This is a genomic window from Martinezella lusitana, from assembly GCF_016901135.1.
Classification (GTDB): domain Bacteria; phylum Pseudomonadota; class Alphaproteobacteria; order Rhizobiales; family Rhizobiaceae; genus Rhizobium; species Rhizobium lusitanum_D.
In genome coordinates, this window is the sequence record NZ_JAFEVL010000066.1 from 87,770 (window position 1) to 100,935 (window position 13,166).

Genomic DNA, 13,166 nt, shown 5'->3' on the forward strand with positions numbered 1-13,166 from the left:
CCGGCGCAGGCGAGCGGCGGCGTTTCAAGCCGGCCTGTCGAACGCCAGGACAGGCCCCATCGCTTGCGGGCGATCCGGTCGGTGGGCAGATGCGGAAAGGTCAGCGCCAGAATGCGCTGCGTGTTCGCCGGGAAAGGCAGGGTGCTGAGCATCGGGGACAGGGGCAAAGCGGCGGTCATGGGGATTCCACTCCAGGGTTATGGAAAAGGGCGCCGGATTGCGGCTCTTTTCCAAGGTGAGACGAAGGGCCGGATGACCGATGCTGCCGCCAAGCATCGATCCGTCCGGCAGGGGCCGCGCCTGCGCCGGCGCGGGTTCGACAGAGAAGCGGAAGAGGGCGCTGCTTGCCTCCTCCTCGCCTCCTTGCCGCAACAGAAACAAGGGCCGCTCCGCCGCCTTGGCCCTCAGCGCCAGCCGCCGGCTTTCGGTCAGCCCGAAGCGGGTGGGATTGCCGCGCACCTCCAGGATGACGACCGCAAAGGCGGCGCTGCCGAGCGCTGTTTCCGCCAGCCAGAGCGCTTCCTCCAGCTTGCGCGGCGATGCCTGCAGGAATGCCGCCGGCTCCAATCCGAAATCCCTGATACCGACGGCATAGGGCAGGCCCGCCTCCATCGTCGCGACCGTATCGCCGATCCACAGAACCGGAGATATGGCAGCACCCGTGCCGGCCACTTGCGCATGAAGCCGCGCGGCAAGAGCAAGGGTGAAGCCGCTGGCCGCCCCGGCATCGCGCAGGCCCAGCGAGCGGATTTCCGTCAGTGCATCGAGGGGAACCCCGCCCTGCATCGCGGCATCGAGGTCGTCGACCCCGGTCGCAAGCAATGGCTGGGCAACACCTGCAGAACCGGGTCTCGCCTTCTCCGCCAGCGTTTCATGCGCCGCCGCAGCCAGCGCCGGTATAGGCCTGCCTTCAAGTCGGGCAATAGTTTCACGCAGGGCAAAAAGCGTTTCCCGCGCCACGGCGGCTTCGGCCATGACGTTAGCTCCAGATCATTTATGTTCCTGTTATGTTCTTATGGATTCCAGAGGTCGGAAAAAGAGTCAACACCATTTTATAAGAAAATATTCCTTTGCCTTATTCCGCACTCGTAAAAGCGGCGCAAAGGCTCTATATGACCAGCGAAGGAAGGAAGCATTCATGGCTCGCATTGACCAGAGCGAGGATTGGCGGGACCGCCACGCGCCCTCAATCAGCACATTCGAATCTCTGGCCATGGAGGCTTACAGCCACTTGCCGGACGAATTTCGCTCGCTCACCGGCAATCTCATCATTCTCATCGAGGATTTTCCCGATGACGATGTGTTCGAGGACATGGCGCTGGAGACCCCCTTCGACCTGCTCGGCCTGTTCGAGGGGCGCGGCATATCGGAGCGCTTCACCGCCCAGACCGGAGAGATGCCCAACAAGATCCGCCTCTATCGCCGGCCGATCATCGATTACTGGGCGGAAAACGAGGAAACCCTCGGCGACATCATCACCCACGTCCTGATCCACGAGATCGGCCACCATTTCGGCCTGAGCGACGAGGATATGGAACGCATCGAGGAAAGCGCGGAAGAAGCGACGGACCGCTGACATCAGACCCCGACCGCAGGACGGTCAGGGAAAGGGCACGAGGTACCCCGTACTTATTGCTCCGAAAGTTTCATCTCAGGATCGTAATCCTTGCCCGCGACTTCTTTGATGACGGCCTGGCCGCACTCCATCCGGCCGCTTGCGGCATTGAAGGCATAGGTCGGCGAGCCCGACAGTTCCCAGCCCTTGTTCAACGCCGCAGACACCTTGTGGCAGAAGGAAGCGTCGTCGGGTCCGGTGAGGAAGCGATAGAGTTTCATTAAAGCGTCTTTCGTAGGATATCAGCCCTCACCCTGAGCGTGTCGAAGGGCGATGGCGTGCTGCGATCAGGCGAGCTTTATGAACCAGTCTCTCCGCCTGGACAAGATGCAGCCGCTCCGCCATCCGCCCGCCGAGGTTCACGACATTGAGATCGGCAGCGCCCGGCGCGGCGAAGGCGGCGATGATGGCCTCAGCCTCGGCAACGGCTGTTACATCCGGGCCGAAATGCCGGTTGGCGGCTTCGATCTGGTTCGGATGGATCAGCATCTTGCCGGAAAAGCCCATGCCGGCGCCCTGGCCGCATTCGGCGTCGAACGCCTCCATATCCTTGAAATCGTTGAAGACGCTATCGATGGCTTCGAGCCCGTAGGCGCTAACGGCCAGCACCACCTGCATCAGCCAGGGCACGAGATAGGCGCGGCGCGGCAGCGGCAGTACCCCCGTTTCCTTTCTGAGGTCGTTGAGACCGACGACGAAGCAATCGAGCCTGCTGCCCGACGTGCGTCCGGCCTCGGCGATCGAAGCGGCATTCAGGATGCCGCGCGGCGTCTCGATCATCGCCCATATGCGCAGGTTTTCCGGCGCGTCCGCCTCGGCGAGCCTGTCGCTGACATCAATCACGTCCTGCGGCTCGTCCACCTTGGGCAACAGCACCGCATCCGGCGCGAGTGCGAGGACCAGCTCCAGATCGTCGGCACCGAAATTGGAGGAAAGCGCATTGATGCGAATGATCCGCTCCTTTCCGGGGAGCGGCGAAGCGGCGAAAAATGCCCGCAAATTCTCCCGCGCCTCGGCCTTCTTCTCCGGCGAGACGGAATCCTCGAGATCGAAGATGACGGCATCGCAATCGAGGCTATCAAGCTTTTCCAGAGCGCGGCGGTTGATGGCGGGAACGCTCAGGAGCGAACGGCGCAAACGGGCGGGACGGGAAGAATAGGATTGGCTCATAGTGCCGTTTTGCCGCGCTTTTAATCGACAGGCAAGTCAACAAAAAGCCACGCTCCTCTTGCAGATGAGAAAGAACAGGACCACATTGCTATGAGTAGAGAGGTCTCGACCATGCAGAATATCCGTTCCCTGTTCATTGCGCTTGCCGGTATCACCGTGTTTGCAGCCATGGCGCTGTTTACCGTTTCGCTCACGCTTGCCGTCGGCGGTATCCTGACCGTGCTTATGGCAGCCCGTGCGATTTCGCTTCGCATGAAGCCGGCTCCGGTGCGCGCCAAGACGAACAGCCAGCGCGAAATGCGCATCTGGAACGACGGTCGCGGCACGATCATCGACCTCTGAGGCCGAAAACAGGGCAGGGGCAGCCTATTGCCCGCTGTCGAATGCGCTCGCACCAATACCCAGGCATGTTCCTGAAGGCAGATTGCGACCAAAGCGCCGGTTTTAGAGCATCTCCAAGATTCTCCTTCATTTCGGGCCGGATTTGCTCTATTGGCAGGATAATTCGTGCTTAGACTAAAATGAAGGCAGGACCCCATGGACAAGTTCGTGAAGTTGACCGGTGTCGCAGCACCGCTCCCGGTCGTCAATGTCGACACCGACATGATCATCCCGAAGGATTATTTGAAGACCATCAAGCGCACCGGTCTCGGTACGGGGTTGTTCGCTGAAGCCCGCTACAATGAAGACGGTTCGCCGAACCCGGATTTCGTGCTGAACAAGCCGGCCTATCAGAATGCCAAAATCCTCGTCGCCGGCGACAATTTCGGCTGCGGCTCTTCGCGCGAGCACGCTCCCTGGGCGCTGCTCGACTTCGGTATCCGATGCGTCATCTCGACCAGCTTCGCCGACATCTTCTATAACAACTGCTTCAAGAACGGCATCCTGCCGATCATGGTCAGCCAGGAAGACCTCGACAAGCTGATGGACGACGCCTCGCGCGGCTCCAACGCCATTCTGACGGTCGATCTGGAAAACCTCGAAATCACCGGCCCGGACGGCGGCTCGCTCAAGTTCGAACTTGACGAGTTCAAGCGCCATTGCCTGCTGAACGGCCTCGACGATATCGGCCTGACGCTGGAAAAGGCATCTGCGATCGACAAGTTCGAAAAGTCGAACGCCACCGCTCATCCCTGGGCCGCCTGATCGATTTCATCATCACATTTGCGTGTCGAAGCCGGGCCTTACAGCCCGGCTTTTTTCATGCGGAGGACTCCCTCTCCCCGCAAGCGGGGAGAGGGCTGGGGTGAGGGGCCGCAGGCTATCGACTTGATGAGGGGGAGTTACGATTTGTTCCGCACAGGAAGAGCTGTAAGGCAGGCGCCTCGACCGCCTCCGCAGGTTATTCATCGCAAATAGCGACAATGGTTTCCAGAACTGATGGCATCGCCGCTAGAGCGGCGGCGAGACCACGCAATTACCACCTTCGCAAACAGCCCCTCACCCTAACCCTCTCCCCGCAAGCGCGGAGAGGGGACTATCCCGCAATTACACGCTCAAGAACCGGGGAACGCAAATCTCGGAAAACGGATCAGGCATCATCTTTTCCACCCGCTGTAATATGATCGACAAGAAGGGGGTCCATATAGGCGTGCCGAGGCCGCTGCGGCCTCTCCTCCCGCCCCTAATTCTTCTCCACACAATGGAGCCTCTCCATGACCACCCTTCCCATTGTCGGCGCCGCCATGACGCTCTCCGACGTCGAAACCCATCGCAACTGGCTGCTCGAAAAGCCGCGCGATCTGGAACTGCAGAGCTTCGTCGAAGCCGAAATCCTGAACGGCGATTGGCAGCCGCTGGCCGAGCGTGCCCGCAAGCTGCTCGATGGCCATCAGGGCCGTCTCGGCATCCACGGCCCGTTCTGGGGTTTCGTCATCGCCTCGCAGGATCCGGAGATCCGCGCCGTCGTTTCCAAGCGCCTCCTGCAGGCACTCGACGTCTGCGCCAATATCGGCGCCACGCAGATGGTCATCCATAGCCCCTATACGTCCTGGTCCTACAACAACCTCGACAACAACAAGGGCGAGCGCGAGAAGATCATCGAATATACGCATCTGACGCTCAAGGATGCGGTGAAGCGCGCCGAAGACATCGGGCTGACCATGGTCATCGAAAATATCGAGGACAAGGATCCCCATATCCGCGTCGGCCTCGCCGACAGCTTCAATTCAACCGCCGTCGCCGTTTCGATCGACACCGGCCATGCCCATTATGCCCATGGCTACACCGGCGCGCCGCCGGTCGACTACTATGTCCACGCCGCCGGCAACCGCCTGCAGCACGTCCACCTGCAGGATGCCGACGGCTATGCCGACCGCCACTGGAGCCTCGGCGAGGGCAATATTCACTGGCGCGCCGTCTTTGCCGCCCTTGCCAAGCTCGACAGCAATCCGCGCCTGATCATCGAGATCAAGGACAAGTCAAAGATCCCGGCATCGGCAGCCTATCTGGCCTCGCTGGGTCTGGCTGAGTAAGTCGCGGGAAGGGCGGGGGCCACAAGCCACCCGCCCTCGTGGTTCGAGACGGCCCTGCGGGCCTCCTCACCATGAAGGCTAGTTTCTTGCGCCCGGCTTCCGGTTCGCTCCGCCTCACCATGAGGACTAACTCTCTCGCCCGACTCGCAACTCACTCCGCCCTCATCCTGAGCCTGTCGAAGGATCAGGGCGGCCCATGACCGAGCAAAAAGATCAGCTCCCATGGTAAGGACGCCCGAAGGGCCGTCTCGAACCACGAGGGCGGGTGACATCACAAAAGCCCGAAAACCGTACCGTTTCGCCGCCTTCTTCGCTTGAAAAGCCGTATTTGCAGGTCTAAGAACCCGCAACCTGTTTCTTTTGCGGAGGCTTTCCCATGACGGTACGCAATCTCTTTCTCCTGCCGGGTGACGGCATCGGCCCCGAAGCCATGGGCGAAGTTCGCAAGATCATCGCCTATATGAACGAGGCGAAGAACGCCGGTTTTGCCACCGATGAAGGCTTGGTCGGCGGCAGCGCCTATGATGCGCATGGTGCGGCCATCTCCGATGCCGACATGGCAAAGGCAATGGCGGCCGATGCCGTTCTCTTTGGCGCCGTCGGCGGTCCGAAGTGGGATGATGTGCCCTACGAAGTGCGCCCGGAGGCCGGCCTGCTCCGCCTGCGCAAGGATCTCCAGCTTTTCGCAAACCTGCGCCCGGCCATCTGCTATCCGGCGCTGGCATCGGCCTCGTCGCTGAAGCCGGAACTGGTCGACGGCCTCGATATCCTCATCATCCGTGAGCTCACCGGTGGCGTCTATTTCGGCGAACCGAAGGAGATCATCGATCTCGGCAACGGCCAGAAACGCGGCATCGACACCCAGGTCTACGACACCTATGAAATCGAGCGCATCGCCGGCGTCGCCTTCGAACTGGCGCGCACCCGCAACAACCGCGTCTGCTCGATGGAAAAGCGCAACGTCATGAAATCGGGCGTGCTCTGGAACCAGGTCGTTACCGCGACGCACAAGGAAAAATATGCCGACGTGCAGCTCGAGCATATGCTCGCCGATGCCGGCGGCATGCAGCTCGTTCGCCAGCCGAAGCAGTTCGACGTCATCGTCACCGACAACCTGTTCGGCGACATGCTTTCCGACGTCGCCGCCATGCTGACCGGCTCGCTCGGGATGCTGCCTTCGGCCTCGCTCGGCGCTCCCGACGCCAAGACCGGCAAGCGCAAGGCGCTTTACGAGCCGGTGCATGGTTCGGCGCCCGATATCGCCGGCAAGGGCATCGCCAACCCGATCGCCATGATCGCCTCCTTCGCCATGTGCCTGCGCTACTCCTTCGGCCTCGTGGCTGATGCTGATGCGCTGGAAAAGGCGATCGCCAACGTGCTCGACAGCGGCATCCGCACCGGCGACATCATGTCGGCAGGCAGCCGCCAGGTCGGCACCGCCGAGATGGGCGACGCCATCCTCGCCGAATTCAAGGCCTTGTCAGCATAGATTGTCAGCATAAATCGCCAGCTATATTTCACGTGAAACACCAACCCCGCTCTGCTGGCGCAGTGCGGGGTTTCTGTTGATTGCAATGAAACCTCCCTGAAGCCTCCACCCGGCGAATCGGTTGCCGGCAACCTTAAAATTACTGTTACAGGAGCCTGCTAGGCGTGGTCATCGACTTGATTGGAAGTTCGACGACGGACGGTGGATATGCAGGCGATCTTGACGTCCCTCGACAGGCGTTGGCGGCGAAGCGACGCGCGGCTTGCGCCATCCCATTGGAAGATCTGTCTTTTCCTGACGGCCAATATCGTTCTTCTCTCCGCCCTGCTGTTCGACTGGCCTGTCGGCGCAACCCTCAAGAACCTGTCGCCCTCGATTCGCTTCTTCGGCGGAATGCTGACCGATTTCGGCGATTCCGGCTGGATCATCCTCATCAGCGCCTTCCTGTTCTTTGAGGGCTGGGCCGGTAGCAGATTGCTCCACTCGCAACGCTGTCGCTGCCAGGCGCTGCGCATCTGCCAGATCGGCGGCTATCTGCTGACGACCATCGTGCTTTCCGGTCTCCTTGCCAATCTGCTGAAACGCGCCATCGGCCGCGCCCGTCCCACGCATTTTTCCGATTGGGGCCCCTTCGGCTTCTCGCCCTTCAACGGCCGGGCCAGCTTCGAGAGCTTCCCGTCGGGCCATGCGACCACCATCGGCGCGCTGTTCGTGGCACTCGCCTTCCTTTGCCCGCGCTATCGCTATATCTTCGCCGCATGCGCGCTTTGGCTGGCGATTACACGCGTCGTGATCGGTGCGCATTATCCGAGCGACGTCATTGCCGGCCTGGCGCTCGGCGGATGGTTCTCCTTCATGACGGCGATCGTCTATTCCCGCTACGGCCTGCTCTTCCGCATCGACAATGCCGGTTGGCCGACGCCAAGATGGCCGCTGCTGAAGACAAGCAAGCCTTTGATCTGAAATCGATCTGCGGCCATCGCGCCGCCTGCGGCATTCTCCGTCAAAACACCGGATCGGTCTCCGCACGGGGCAGGCGGGGTAGGACACTCCCTTTCGCCTGAGCACGCCTTCATGCCTGACCGCATCCCAAAGGTTGCCAAGGTCATCAGGCATTCATATATCTGGGAGGGTGGCAGCCGCGAAAAGCGGTCAACCCGATTTCGTTTCCACTTGCGGTAAAAACCATGGATGCCGGCCCGATACGTCTAAGCGAAAGGCAGCTGGGATTGATTTCCCGGGCGCTTGCCGAGCCGCGCCGCGTGCAGATCCTGAGGGAGATCGGCACACGAACCGAGCCTATGCCCTGCAGCATCCTCACCCAATGCCACACCGTCAGCGCCGCGACGATTTCCCACCATCTCAAGGAACTCGAAAACGCCGGTCTCATCGAGATCCAGCGTGAAGGCAAATTCGCAAACCTCGTGTTGCGACGCGACATCCTGGCCGCCTACATGGCGGAGCTTTCCAGAATCTGACAATTCCGTCGGCACCAATCAGCGTCTGCTCTTGTATCAGTTAGATAGTTATCTAAATATCAAAGGGACGATGCGGATCGGTTTTCGGGTCGCATGCGCTCAACAGTTCGACAATTATAAAATCGTCTAATAATTCTCTACAGGAGATAACATGAGCAAGCTGACAGGCAAGGTCGCGATCGTGACCGGAGCATCCAAGGGCATCGGTGCTGGCATCGCCAAGGCGATGGGCGAAGAAGGCGCGGCCGTCATCGTCAATTATGCCTCGAGCCGCGAAGGCGCCGACAGAGTGGTTGCTGATATCACCGCCAAAGGCGGCAAGGCGCTCGCCGTCCACGGCGACGTTTCAAAATCCGAAGACGTCAAGCGGCTCTTTGCAGAGGCGAAGCAGGCTTTCGGCGGCGTCGACATTCTCGTCAACAACGCCGGCGTCTACAAATTTGCAACGTTGGAAGAGATCACCGAGGAAGAATTCCATCGTGAATTCAACATCAACGTCCTCGGCACGCTGCTGACGACACAGGAAGCGGTGAAGTATTTCGGCCCGGAAGGCGGCAATGTCATCAACATCGCCTCGACCGCCGTCACCATGAACCTGCCGACCACCGCGGTCTATACCGCTACCAAGGCGGCCGTGACCTCGATCACCCAGATCCTTGCCAAGGAACTTGGCCCTCGCAACATCCGCGTCAACACCATCTCGCCCGGCGCCGTCGAGACCGAGGGCGTCATCGCGGCCGGCGTCATCGGCAGCGACTTCGAAAAGCAGATGGTTTCGCAAACGCCTCTCGGCCGCCTTGGCCAACCGACGGACATCGCCCCGATCGCCGTCTTCCTGGCTTCGCAGGATTCCGCCTGGCTGACAGGGGAAACCCTCTACGCCGGCGGCGGCCTCAAATAGGCTTCACGGCGAAGCCGCTCTCCAGGAGGAGGGCGGCTTTATTCGGCCGGCCATGGCGCCGAGCCAATATGTTAGCGAATGATTGCAAAACGACCCCGTTTTCCTATTTACTGCAGATGTTCGGGTTTTCCGCACGCCATCGCAGTCGACCGTGCCGCGAAGCGACATCTCGTCCGCGAAACCTCAAAACAGATCCTGTCTGCAATGCGATCCCACGCAACAGCGAATGTCATCGAATTCCTTCAAGATCCGCCGGCGATCACTGTCGCGAACATCAAAAACGGAGGACGTCTTTATGAATACCGCTAACACCAAATCGAAACTGGGCACCCGCACCAATCTCAGTGAAGAAGCGACACGCGATATTTCCGCAGCGCTCAACGCGCTGCTGGCGGATGTCTTTGCCCTCTATCTGAAAACCAAGAATTTCCACTGGCATATGAGCGGTCCGCATTTTCGCGACTATCACTTGCTTCTGGACGATCAGGGCGATCAGATCTTCGCCATGACCGACCCCATGGCCGAGCGCGTCAGGAAGATCGGCGGAACGACGTTGCGGTCGATCGGCAATATTGCCAGGCTGCAGCGCATTCCCGATAATGATGCCGAATATGTCGATCCCCAGGACATGCTCGCCGAATTGGGGGATAACAACCTCAAGCTTGCTGCCGAGATCCGCGCGACCCATGACGTCTGCGACGAATATGGCGATATCGCCACCGCCAGCCTGCTTGAGAACTGGCTGGACGAGACGGAACGCCGCACCTGGTTCCTGTTCGAAGCCACGCGCAACACCAACCGCTGACCGCGGCACTGCCCGCCCTCGGACACAACGGCCGCATGCGGGATGCCATAACCCCGATTTCCTCGCTCCCGCTTCTGCGGAGGCGAGGAAATCCTTGACTCCTGTGGAAAACCTCTTAGAACCGGCGACGGAAAAGGAAGACTTCCATGGTTAGCTTCGAACAGATCGACAGCTTCAGTCACCTGGCGGAATGTGCCGGGCGGGATGTCTATTTTCCGGTTTCTTCCAAAACCAAGGCCAAAACGACGACGAAAACCGTCTGACGTCTCTGGCCTGCCGCTCTCTCCCCGGCTCGGTCGGGGACAGGAACCGGTCGTCATGGCCGCAGTTCCCCCCTCGCCAAAGAGGAGAGAAGAGAAAGAGAGCTTGAGAAATGGGTTTCAAAGTTGCAGTAGCGGGCGCGACCGGGAATGTCGGCCGCGAAATGCTCAACATCCTGTCCGAACGCGGTTTTCCGGCCGATGAGGTCGTGGCGCTCGCGTCCGCCCGCTCCCAGGGAACCGAAGTTTCCTTCGGCGACCGGACGCTGAAGGTTTCCAACCTGGAGAACTACGATTTCTCCAACACCGACATTTGCCTTATGTCGGCCGGTGGCGATGTCTCGAAGAAGTACTCGCCGAAGATCGGCGCCCAGGGCTGCGTCGTCATCGACAACTCGTCCGCATGGCGCTACGACGCCGACGTGCCGCTGATCGTGCCGGAAGTGAATCCGGACGCCATCACGCAGTTCACCAGGCGCAACATCATCGCCAATCCGAATTGCTCGACCGCGCAGCTCGTCGTCGCGCTGAAGCCGCTACATGATTTCGCCAAGATCAAGCGCGTCGTGGTCTCGACCTACCAGTCCGTTTCCGGCGCCGGCAAGGACGGCATGGACGAGCTGTTCAACCAGACCCGCGCCGTCTTCGTCGCCGACCCGATCGAGAACAAGAAATTCACCAAGCGCATCGCCTTCAACGTCATTCCGCACATCGACGCCTTCATGGAAGACGGCTACACCAAGGAAGAATGGAAGGTGCTGGCCGAAACCAAGAAGATGCTCGATCCGAAGATCAAGGTCACCTGCACAGCTGTCCGGGTGCCGGTTTTCATCGGTCATTCTGAATCGGTCAATATCGAGTTCGAAAACGAGATATCAGCCGATCAGGCTCGCGATATCCTGCGCGAAGCGCCAGGTTGCCTCGTCATCGACAAGCACGAAAACGGCGGCTACATCACGCCTTACGAGTGCGCCGGCGAAGACGCGACCTATATTTCGCGCATCCGCGAGGATGCCACCGTTGAAAACGGCCTCAATATCTGGGTCGTCTCCGACAACCTGCGCAAGGGTGCGGCGCTGAACGCCATTCAGATTGCCGAACTGCTCATCAACCGCGGCCTGATCAAGCCACGCAAGCAGGCTGCATAAGCATTCCTAAACCAATTTACGGTTTATAAATCTTCGCTAGCTAAGCAGGATTAAACGGAAGCCTCGCCATTTCCCATCGAAAGGCGGGGCTTTTGCAAATGCCTTTGGCGGTAATGTTTCCCGTGAAGCGAAAACATCGGTCGCTAAAATGTGATAATGACAGGACGGTCGGATGCTGGCATGGTCCAGTGAAGACTAGACCGCGCATGAGCCCGGATTGGAGGGCTTATGCGCCATTCAAAAACGGTTACCGCGTTTGTGACGCGGTGAGAATTCGGGGAAACTGAATGCGCATCACAAAGTCTGGAATGGCAACTCTCGTGGCGGGCGGGTTGTTGCTGGTGACGCCGATTGCCGCAAATGCGGCATCCTGCGGCAACACTTCCGCCGGCTTCGAGAACTGGGTGCAGGAATTCAAGCGGGAAGCGCAGGGTCAGGGCGTCAGCCCTTCCGTTCTCGACCGGGCCTTCGCCAACGTCCGTTACAATCAGCCGACCATTCGCGCCGATCGCGGCCAGAAAAGCTTCAAGCTTTCCTTCGAAGATTTCATGAGGAAGCGCGGCGGCCAGTCGATCATCAATCGCGGCAAGAGCATGAAGCAGGCCAATGCCGCGCTCTTTTCCAAGATCGAGAAGCGCTTCGGCGTACCCCCGGGGCCGATCATCGCCATCTGGGGCATGGAAACCGGTTTTGGCGGCTTCATGGGCGATCAGCATACGCTCTCGGCCGTCTCGACCCTTGCCTATGATTGCCGCCGTTCCCCATTCTTCACCGAGCAGCTCTACTCCGCTCTCAAGCTCGTCGGCGAAGGCTATCTCAACCCGTCGGCCCGTGGCGCCGCGCATGGCGAAATCGGCCAGACGCAGTTCATGCCTAAGAACGTCGTCGCCTTCGGCGTCGATGAAGATGGCGACGGTAGGGTCGATCTTGTGGGATCGCGCGCTGACGCTTTGGCCTCGACCGCGAACTTCCTGCGTGGCCATGGCTGGCAGCCAGGCGCTGGTTATCAGCCCGGCGAGCCGAATTTCTCGGCCATCGCCGGCTGGAACGACGCTAGGGTCTATCAGCAGGCGATCGCCTATATCGGCCAGCAGATCGACGGCAAGTAAGCTGTACCAAACGAAAAAGCGCTGCGAACCAGTCGGTCGCAGCGCTTTTTTATTGAAGTAAATTTATCGTCTTAGACATCAGGCCGAATGAAATCGCGGGTTTCGGGATCCATGACCCACAATTCCCCCGTAGAAATATCGAACCATGCGCCGTGCAGGTTCAATTTACCTTCTTCTTCCCGCGCCTTGATCTCCGGAAAGCTGCGCAGATTGTCGAGCGAATTGCGGATCGAGATGCGCTCCAGCGCCGTCTGGCGCTCCGCCGGCGTCATGATGTCGTTGCTCTGGATCTGCTCGGCAGCGGGCTTCAGGAGGCCCATCCACCGGCCGATGAAATCACCCGGCGAAAGCGGCTCGGCGTTCGGATCGAGTGCCGCGCGAATGCCGCCGCAGCGACCGTGACCCATCACGACAATATCGGAGACTTTGAGCGACAGAACCGCAAACTCGAGCGCCGACGAGGTCGAATGGAAATTACCATCGGGCTCATAGGGCGGCACCATGTTGGCGACGTTGCGGATGACGAAGAGCTCTCCCGGGCCGGCGTCGAAGATGATCTCCGGCGCGGAACGAGAGTCGCAACAGGCAATCACGAGCGTCGACGGGTTCTGGCCGAGCTCGGCGAGAGTGCGATAGCGTTCGCGCTCATCGACGTAACGCCCGCTCATGAAGTTGCGATAGCCATTCAGAAGGGAGTCAGGAAAGCTTTGCATGATA

General features: G+C 59.9%; 15 protein-coding genes. 11 read left to right on the forward strand and 4 right to left on the reverse strand.

All coding sequences use genetic code 11. The annotated features are described in order from the left end of the window. Positions 1-24: 24 nt before the first annotated feature. Positions 25-975, reverse strand: a complete 951-nt coding sequence (locus JTP94_RS35670; RefSeq protein ID WP_246755396.1) for an ImuA family protein — start codon at positions 973-975, stop codon at positions 25-27. A 163-nt stretch (positions 976-1,138) separates the two neighbouring features. Here JTP94_RS35670 and JTP94_RS28520 point away from each other — a divergent pair, with 163 nt between their 5' ends. Next, on the forward strand, positions 1,139-1,576 hold the full coding sequence (locus JTP94_RS28520; protein WP_034510894.1) for a metallopeptidase family protein: 438 nt from the start codon (positions 1,139-1,141) through the stop codon (positions 1,574-1,576). Positions 1,577-1,629: 53 nt separating this feature from the next. On the opposite strand, the gene JTP94_RS28525 is transcribed toward JTP94_RS28520, so the two are convergent. Together JTP94_RS28525 and JTP94_RS28530 are read right to left on the reverse strand one after the other, a co-directional pair. After that, positions 1,630-1,836: a DUF1737 domain-containing protein gene (locus tag JTP94_RS28525; RefSeq protein ID WP_204853793.1), complete on the reverse strand. Its 207-nt coding sequence runs from the start codon at positions 1,834-1,836 to the stop codon at positions 1,630-1,632. A 28-nt stretch (positions 1,837-1,864) separates the two neighbouring features. Then, complete coding sequence (locus JTP94_RS28530) at positions 1,865-2,785, reverse strand: CoA ester lyase (protein WP_204853794.1); 921 nt, start codon at positions 2,783-2,785, stop codon at positions 1,865-1,867. Positions 2,786-2,896: 111 nt separating this feature from the next. On the opposite strand from JTP94_RS28530, the gene JTP94_RS28535 reads away from it, so the two are divergent. From JTP94_RS28535 to JTP94_RS28580, 10 genes are all read left to right on the forward strand, one after another. Next, the gene (locus JTP94_RS28535) at positions 2,897-3,127 is read left to right on the forward strand and encodes a hypothetical protein (protein ID WP_037195680.1); all 231 of its coding nucleotides are present in this window, start codon (positions 2,897-2,899) and stop codon (positions 3,125-3,127) included. A gap of 195 nt (positions 3,128-3,322) precedes the next feature. Then, a complete protein-coding gene (gene leuD / locus JTP94_RS28540; protein ID WP_204853795.1) occupies positions 3,323-3,931 on the forward strand; it encodes a 3-isopropylmalate dehydratase small subunit in 609 nt (202 codons plus the stop codon). 509 nt (positions 3,932-4,440) lie between these two features. Beyond that, positions 4,441-5,259 (forward strand): sugar phosphate isomerase/epimerase, encoded by an 819-nt coding sequence (locus tag JTP94_RS28545; RefSeq protein WP_204853796.1) that lies wholly within the window; start codon positions 4,441-4,443, stop codon positions 5,257-5,259. A gap of 376 nt (positions 5,260-5,635) precedes the next feature. Beyond that, complete coding sequence (gene leuB / locus JTP94_RS28550) at positions 5,636-6,748, forward strand: 3-isopropylmalate dehydrogenase (RefSeq protein WP_204853797.1); 1,113 nt, start codon at positions 5,636-5,638, stop codon at positions 6,746-6,748. Between the two features lie 207 nt (positions 6,749-6,955). Then, a complete protein-coding gene (gene lpxE, locus JTP94_RS28555; protein ID WP_204853798.1) occupies positions 6,956-7,711 on the forward strand; it encodes a phosphatase PAP2 family protein in 756 nt (251 codons plus the stop codon). Between the two features lie 224 nt (positions 7,712-7,935). Then, entirely contained in the window at positions 7,936-8,226 is a 291-nt protein-coding gene (locus JTP94_RS28560; protein WP_204853799.1) for a helix-turn-helix transcriptional regulator, read from the forward strand. Between the two features lie 151 nt (positions 8,227-8,377). Then, positions 8,378-9,127, forward strand: coding sequence for an SDR family NAD(P)-dependent oxidoreductase (locus JTP94_RS28565; RefSeq protein WP_204853800.1), 750 nt, complete (start codon positions 8,378-8,380; stop codon positions 9,125-9,127). Positions 9,128-9,422: 295 nt separating this feature from the next. After that, the gene (locus tag JTP94_RS28570) at positions 9,423-9,932 is read left to right on the forward strand and encodes a Dps family protein (RefSeq protein ID WP_204853801.1); all 510 of its coding nucleotides are present in this window, start codon (positions 9,423-9,425) and stop codon (positions 9,930-9,932) included. A 373-nt stretch (positions 9,933-10,305) separates the two neighbouring features. Then, on the forward strand, positions 10,306-11,340 hold the full coding sequence (locus JTP94_RS28575; protein WP_204853802.1) for an aspartate-semialdehyde dehydrogenase: 1,035 nt from the start codon (positions 10,306-10,308) through the stop codon (positions 11,338-11,340). A gap of 287 nt (positions 11,341-11,627) precedes the next feature. Then, positions 11,628-12,449 carry a lytic transglycosylase domain-containing protein gene (locus JTP94_RS28580; protein WP_204853803.1) on the forward strand — a complete coding sequence of 274 codons (822 nt, stop codon included), beginning with the start codon at positions 11,628-11,630 and terminating at the stop codon, positions 12,447-12,449. Between the two features lie 71 nt (positions 12,450-12,520). On the opposite strand, the gene JTP94_RS28585 is transcribed toward JTP94_RS28580, so the two are convergent. Beyond that, positions 12,521-13,162, reverse strand: a complete 642-nt coding sequence (locus JTP94_RS28585; RefSeq protein ID WP_204853804.1) for a carbonic anhydrase — start codon at positions 13,160-13,162, stop codon at positions 12,521-12,523. Positions 13,163-13,166 lie beyond the last annotated feature (4 nt).